Source organism: Marisediminitalea sp., from assembly GCF_984433645.1.
Genome location: NZ_CFIDRX010000212.1, coordinates 1 through 6,789, shown reverse-complemented (window position 1 = coordinate 6,789; position 6,789 = coordinate 1). Strand labels below are relative to the sequence as shown.

The 6,789-nt window shown below is 47.7% G+C and carries 7 protein-coding genes and 1 pseudogene; 4 read left to right on the top strand and 4 right to left on the bottom strand.

Translation table 11 applies throughout. The features are described 5' to 3' along the window. The 3 genes and pseudogenes from AC4MRN_RS18620 to nhaB all read right to left on the bottom strand — a co-directional run. Nucleotides 1-242, bottom strand: a pseudogene (locus AC4MRN_RS18620) (GNAT family N-acetyltransferase); the annotation flags it as partial. Continuing rightward, nucleotides 239-763 carry a disulfide bond formation protein DsbB gene (gene dsbB, locus AC4MRN_RS18615; protein ID WP_491204129.1) on the bottom strand — a complete coding sequence of 175 codons (525 nt, stop codon included), beginning with the start codon at nucleotides 761-763 and terminating at the stop codon, nucleotides 239-241. The pseudogene AC4MRN_RS18620 and the gene dsbB, both read right to left, overlap by 4 nt. A gap of 14 nt (nucleotides 764-777) precedes the next feature. Then, a complete protein-coding gene (gene nhaB, locus AC4MRN_RS18610; RefSeq protein ID WP_073322290.1) occupies nucleotides 778-2,355 on the bottom strand; it encodes a sodium/proton antiporter NhaB in 1,578 nt (525 codons plus the stop codon). Between the two features lie 289 nt (nucleotides 2,356-2,644). On the opposite strand from nhaB, the gene fadR reads away from it, so the two are divergent. From fadR to AC4MRN_RS18595, 3 genes are all read left to right on the top strand, one after another. Then, entirely contained in the window at nucleotides 2,645-3,355 is a 711-nt protein-coding gene (fadR, locus tag AC4MRN_RS18605) for a fatty acid metabolism transcriptional regulator FadR (protein ID WP_491204128.1), read from the top strand. Between the two features lie 138 nt (nucleotides 3,356-3,493). After that, nucleotides 3,494-3,853 (top strand): phasin-related domain-containing protein, encoded by a 360-nt coding sequence (locus tag AC4MRN_RS18600; protein WP_073322286.1) that lies wholly within the window; start codon nucleotides 3,494-3,496, stop codon nucleotides 3,851-3,853. A 46-nt stretch (nucleotides 3,854-3,899) separates the two neighbouring features. Beyond that, nucleotides 3,900-4,427, top strand: coding sequence for a hypothetical protein (locus tag AC4MRN_RS18595; RefSeq protein ID WP_491204127.1), 528 nt, complete (start codon nucleotides 3,900-3,902; stop codon nucleotides 4,425-4,427). Between the two features lie 57 nt (nucleotides 4,428-4,484). Here AC4MRN_RS18595 and AC4MRN_RS18590 read toward each other — a convergent pair whose 3' ends face one another. Continuing rightward, the gene (locus AC4MRN_RS18590; RefSeq protein WP_491204126.1) at nucleotides 4,485-4,838 is read right to left on the bottom strand and encodes a hypothetical protein; all 354 of its coding nucleotides are present in this window, start codon (nucleotides 4,836-4,838) and stop codon (nucleotides 4,485-4,487) included. A gap of 205 nt (nucleotides 4,839-5,043) precedes the next feature. On the opposite strand from AC4MRN_RS18590, the gene AC4MRN_RS18585 reads away from it, so the two are divergent. Beyond that, the coding region (locus AC4MRN_RS18585) for an amidohydrolase family protein (RefSeq protein ID WP_491204125.1) at nucleotides 5,044-6,789 on the top strand (1,746 nt) is incomplete at its 3' end.

Genomic DNA, 6,789 nt, shown 5'->3' with positions numbered 1-6,789 from the left:
AAATAGCACACGCCATAGCCAATTTTGCGCTGTTCTTCTAAGGTATCAAGTAGCTGCTTAGCCGTACGGGGCGTCGTGGGAACCAGGCTGCTGCCCATCCAGGGTTTTACTGTATCCAGTGCCAGTTTGCCGGCTTCGGCAACGCTATCGGCATATTTACTGTTAGCGCGAATAAGATGAATTTGCCCCGCATCAGTGCGAATAGGGGCGAGTCGAATTGGAACGGTGCTCAGGTCTATCAAAAGGCTTTCTTGTCGATAAGACGCGCAAGAAGCACCGCGGCAAAGACAACAAAATAAGCGGCAAAGATAATTTGCATCCAGTGCGCCATGCCCATCGACAGAAACTGCCAACTGTTCTCCAGGCAGTCACCTGGTGCTGCAAATACCGACGGCAACCACTCGTGAAGCGGTGCCCAGCTCGGGAAATTAGGAAAGATTTCACACGTTGCAAAAAACGGGTCGTCCGCCTCAATAATTTCAATGTGCTCTGATGCTACCAGAAACCCCTGAACAGCACTGTACGCCCACAGGCCAAGTGCTAAGAATCGCGTGACGGCATGATTAAACAGCAGTACCAGTAATCCGGCCAGTACTATACCCCACATGGCCGTACGTTGATAAATACACATAATACACGGGGCCAACCCCATTACGTGCTGAAAATACAACGCCGCGCATTCCAGGCCAAAAGACGTTAAAAACAACACCAGCCAGGCAGAGCGTTGCTCTGCCCACTGGCTCAATCCATGGATAAACTTCATCCGTAGTGACGCTCCTAGTGACCGCTATTGCCGGTCGGCAATGCAGAATGATGTTCAATCAGGTGCATGTCATACAGCCATTGGGTCGCGTCTACCAGTCCAATGTAGGTGGCGCCCAGGCCAACAAGCGTCAGCACGATAGTGTAAGGCAGTGCCATAACCACCATGCGGCCATATGACAAACGCAATAACGGTGCAATTGCAGACGTTAATAAGAACAGGAAAGCAGCCTGGCCATTTGGCGTTGCAACACTGGGTAAGTTAGTACCTGTATTGATTGCTACAGCCAGCAAATCGAACTGGTCGCGAGTAATTTGTCCTTGTTGCAGGGCTGTTGTGACTTCGGTGATGTAAACCGAACCAACGAATACGTTATCACTCACCATCGACAGCACACCATTGGCCAGATAGAACATCACCAACTGGGTTTTACCCTCAAATGACAATACCCAGTGAATCACAGGTGCGAACAAGCCCTGGTCGATAATTACCGCAACCACACCAAAGAACACACAAAGCAGAGCAGTAAACGGTAGGGCTTCTTCAAACGCTTTACCTAACGCGTGCTCTTCAATGACACCACTCATTGAGGTGGCAAGAATAATTACAGACAAACCAATAAGGCCTACCGCCGCCAGGTGAAGGGCAAGGCCTACAACCAACCAAACGCCAATCAGCGCCTGGATAGCCAGACGGGCTTTGTCGCGCACTGAACGGGCTTCGTCCATGTGCTTGTCGTAATCTACTAAGATGTTACGCACTGCAGGTGGCAACTTGGCGCCATAGCCAAAGGTTTTGGTTTTTTCCAAAATAATTGTAGTAAGTACACCCATGATAAACACCGGAACGGTGATAGGTGACATGCGAATAAAGAACTCAACAAAATCCCAGCCTGCTTTGTCGGCAATGATCAGGTTTTGTGGTTCACCCACCATCGTCATTACGCCACCTAACGCCGTACCTACAGCGGAATGCATCATTAGGTTACGCAGGAAGGCGCGGAAATCATCCAGATCGTTACGACCCAACTCCTGAACTGTATCGTCGGTGGTGTGGTCATGGTCGTGATGGAACTCTTTGCCTGACGCGACTTTGTGGTAAATCGTGTAGAAACCCAGGCCTACCGCGATAATAACCGCTACAACCGTTAAGGCGTCGAGGAATGCAGAAAGGAATGCAGATGCAACAATAAAGGACAGCGACAATATCGTCTTATTTTTTACCCGAATAACCAGTTTGGTAAACAGGAAAAGCAGCAAGTCCTTCATGAAGTAGATACCTGCCACCATGAAGACAAGCAGTAGTAACACGTCCAGGTTAACTTCGATTTCATGAAGTACATGGTCTGGCGTGGTCATGCCGATAAATAAGGCCTCAATGAGCAGTAAACCACCAGGTTGCAGTGGATAACACTTTAATGCCATGGCAAGTGTAAAAATAAATTCGATAATCAAAACCCAGCCAGCAAGGTATGGGTCAAGCATGAATAACAGGGGATTAGCAATTAAAAACCCAATGATGGTCTTTTTATACCAGTCCGGAGCATGCCCCAGAAAGTTCTTATAAATAGCCATGGTCATAGAGGTCTGCATCGAGTAATTTCCTTTTTTATCACAGGCTTAATTTGTTGTTCTCTGAGTAATAGTAGACGATGAAAGTTTGTTTTTATCAATATATATGTTACTTCTGGTATTCAGTGAATACACGTAGGTATCGTCTAAGCCTGCAAAGACTAACCGATAATCGGTAAGACAGGAAGCCGTAAAAAGGTCGTAGACGATAAAGACGAGGCTATATTCGTTATATTTATTGATTGTGTTAATGAAAATGCATCTGGTACAATCAGTTTAAAAGAAAAAGATGTTCAGCAGGCGAGCAAATATGATTTATAAGGCACAAAGTCCGGCTGGTTTTGCCGAAGAGTATATCGTTGAGTCAATTTGGAGCGGGCGTTTTCCTCCCGGTACCATTTTACCTGCTGAACGAGAGCTATCTGAATTAATCGGTGTTACCCGCACAACCTTACGCGAAGTGTTACAGCGCCTGGCCCGTGATGGCTGGCTAACCATTCAGCACGGCAAGCCTACCAAGGTAAATAACTTCTGGGAAACCTGCGGCTTGAACATTCTGGAAACGCTGGCACGTTTAGACCAGGACGGCATTCCGGAACTGGTGGATAACCTGCTTGCAGCGCGTACCAATTTAAGTGCCGTGTTTATTCGCAGTGCTATTCGAAATAATCCTCAAGAGTCTGTTGAAATCATTGCACGTTATAAAGACGTGGAAGAAGACGGCAAGGCGTTCGCACAGTTTGACTATCAGCTGAACCACGATTTGGCGCTGGCATCCGGAAACAAAGTATTTGTGCTGATGATGAACGGCTTCCGCGGATTGTATTCACGTATCGGTGGTTTCTTCTTTGCTGAGCAACAGGCTCGCGACGTGGCAAAGGCATTCTACGCCAAATTACTGGCTGTGGCTGAAAACGGTGAATACGAAACAGTGCCTGCTGTTATCCGTGAATACGGGATCGAAAGTGGTAAGGTGTGGATGGACATCCGCGATACTATGCCGCAGGATTTAGTTGACTAAATCGAATTGAATAACTATTTGAAAAAACGCCGGTTTTTTTAATCCGGCGTTTTTTTATGCAAAAAATATCGTTTTTAGTATGCGATTTCTAATTGCACTTCGTACACTACATTTAGACAGTTTAAAGGAGAGTTCACCATGACGACTAAAGACGATATCAAAAACAAAATCAATGAAGCCGAAGACTTTGCACGTAAAATCTGGTTAGCAGGTTTAGGTGCCTACGGCAAAAGTATTGACGAAGCGCAGGGCCAGTATGAAAAACTGACCACTGAAGCCAGCAAAATGTTTAACGACCTGGTAAGCAAAGGCGAAACGCTGGAGACAGAAGCGAAAGACAAATTCAAGGAAACCACCTCTGAAGTTGAAACCCGCGTGTCTGAAGTGCGTAAAAAATTAGGTCTGGATGCAGACGATACTGATCAGCGCATTGACGAGCTGTCAGCTAAAATCGACGCCCTGACCGAAGCCGTTGCAAAACTGGCTGCAAATAAATAAATCCCTGCGGGCAGCCATGCTGCCCGATTTTGGGTAAGGAATGATTATGTCAGATAAAAAGCCCACATCACCGCTGTTTGCCTGGTTTGAAGCGGGGTTAGGATTAGTGGCTGATCAGGTTACACAGGCAAATCAGCAAGTGCAGCAAACACTGAACGATTCTCAGCAAACGCTTAACGAGTTTGCTTCTCGAGGAGAGCAGGTCGAGTCTCAACTGCGAAAAGCGGTGGATCCGGCGCAATGGTGCGAAGTGTGGCGTCAGTCACCACTTCATCACTGGATGCCAAGCTTCACCACGCCGAAGCAGAAACGTGCTGCTCAGTTGGACGTGTTGTCGAACAAAGTGGATTTGCTGGTAGAGCAGGTGGCTTTGCTCGCAGCTAAACAAGCTGCAGCCAAAGCCGAAGCGGCAGCCGCCAAGCCTGCACCGAAGACCCGACGTAAGCCTGCAGCCAGTAAAACTGCATCTGAGTCAGGTACGAAAACTGAAGTGAAAACCACGACGACGCGTAAATCAACCACGCGAAAACCAGCAGCTTCGAAGGCGAAAACGACGCCTCCCAAGCAAGACTGAAAATCTGTATGAATAAGAAACGGGCTTCGGCCCGTTTTTTTGCTTCCTACTTCAATGCTAACTGTTCACCAGTTTGTCTATGTAGCGTTTAAACGGCGTCTCAATGATGCTCACGGTATCACTGCTGTTTATTTGTAGTGCCCTGACTACAATGTCTTTCAAAGGCGCATATTGCTGCGCAGTGTCAGGCTCGGTTAGCTTTGTGCTAAGCGCTTCCAAATCTTTTACAGTCAGATTGTTTTTACTCAAGTACCGTTTAATATCACTTTTCCATTCGTCAATATAGCTTAACGACAAGCGCTCGGGGAACTGCTGCAAGTCCGCAATATCCTGAGCAAAATTATGTGGTGGCTGTGGTTCATCAATTAAAAAACGGTAAGTGAATAGCGTCACAATATCACTGTCTTGCATATCCGGCTCTGGTTATAAGTTACCTGAATTCAGTTACGCACAGCACAATAAAAAGTTTAACGGCGCAGCGGCAATGGTTGCTGATTTTCGGGTAAATGCGTGTGTTCATCGTGAATACTCGCCTGTAAAGCTGAATACTGCTACGCTCTAAGGCGTTCCACAGACTTTCTATAATAATGATTACAAATACTACAAGGACTTTGCTATGCGCCTGTCTTTAATTGGTTTAATGGTAGCCGGACTCACTGCTTGCAGCGGTGAAGCGCCAACCAGCACATCAACGACGACCGAATCACAACTATCCTCAACATCAGTTACACAGCAATACAACGTATTGTTTGGTGGCACCGATGTGGGTGATATGACTATCACGCAAAATGGCCCGGTTTTCGACATTAACTACGGCTTTAGCAATAACGGCCGTGGCGCGAGTAGTGAGGAAACACTGTTACTGTCTGAAGCCGGTATTCCCATTTCCTGGTCTATTGAAGGCAAAACGACATTTGGAAATGCGGTAAACGAAACCTATGAGTTAAAAGACGGGGTAGCAAGCTGGAAGGCCGCGGCGGGAGCAGGTGAAGAAGACGTGACAGGGGATGCCATTTACATTGCACAAAATCCCAGTCCTTATGCATTATATCTGTACACAAAAACGGTACTTGATGCCGGCGGTGCCCCTTATCCAGCGCTGCCAGCTGGTCAGGTTACCGTTTCAGAAAAGCGCCGGTTAACGCTCGGAAGTGGGGAAAATCAGGTAGAAGCCACCTTGTATGCACTTGGCGGCATTAATCTGAATCCAAGTTATGTGATTTTAGACGACAAGCAGCAGTTTGTAGCTGTGGTGTCGCCACGTTTCGCTCTGCTTCGCGAAGGACTGGAATCGGAAGACAAGCGCTTACGCGAACTCGCGGCGACGCTTAACACGGAGCGCTATGAAGATATTGCTAAAAACGTTACCCATCAGTATGACAAACCTGTTCGGGTAAACAATGTGCGAATTTTCGACCCGGCAATACTGGCTTTAACAGAGGCGTCATCGGTCGTTATTGAAGGCAGAAAGATCACCGCGATTGAGCCGGTGCAATCATCGCCGGATGCAAACGAAGTGTTTATAGACGGTGAGGGCGGCACGCTGGTAGCCGGGCTTTACGACATGCATGGACACGTGGGCGACGACAGAGCAATTCTGAATGTGCTGGCGGGCGTGACCGGTATTCGCGATATGGGTAACGAAGATGAAGTGCTGTCGGCATTGATCGATAAAATCGACAACGGCATCTTAATTGGCCCTAAAATCACCAAAAGTGGGTTCATTGAGGGTGTGAGTGACTACAGCGCCGCAACGGGAGAGCTGGCACCTACCAAAGAAGACGCCCTGGCACTGATTCGCGATTACGCTGAAAAGGGCTATTGGCAAATTAAAATCTACAATTCCATGAATGGCGATTGGGTGCCGGACATGACTAAAGAAGCTCACCGATTAGGCCTTCGTGTTGCTGGTCACGTGCCTGCGTTTTACCGCGCCGACCAAATGATCGAGGGCGGTTACGACGAACTGACGCATATCAATCAGATTATGTTGGGTTGGGTGCTAAAACCTGAAGAAGATACCCGCACTTTGTTCCGGATCACAGGCATGAAACGCTTCGTGGATTTAGACCTGAACAGTGAAGCGGTAAAACATACCCTGGACCTGATGGTAGAAAACAACATTGCACACGACCCGACAATGGTCATCCACGAATATGCCATGACTGGGCGTAATGGCATCACCAACAAAGCCGTGGCTAATTATATTGATCACATGCCGGTCAGCGAGCAGCGCTCAGCGAAGTCTGCCATGCTTAACGTGGCAGATGACGCGGAAGACCAGGCTTATCTCACGGCTTATCAGAAGATTCTGGATACGCTGTCACTGATGCACAAACGTGGCATTTTACTGGTACCCGGC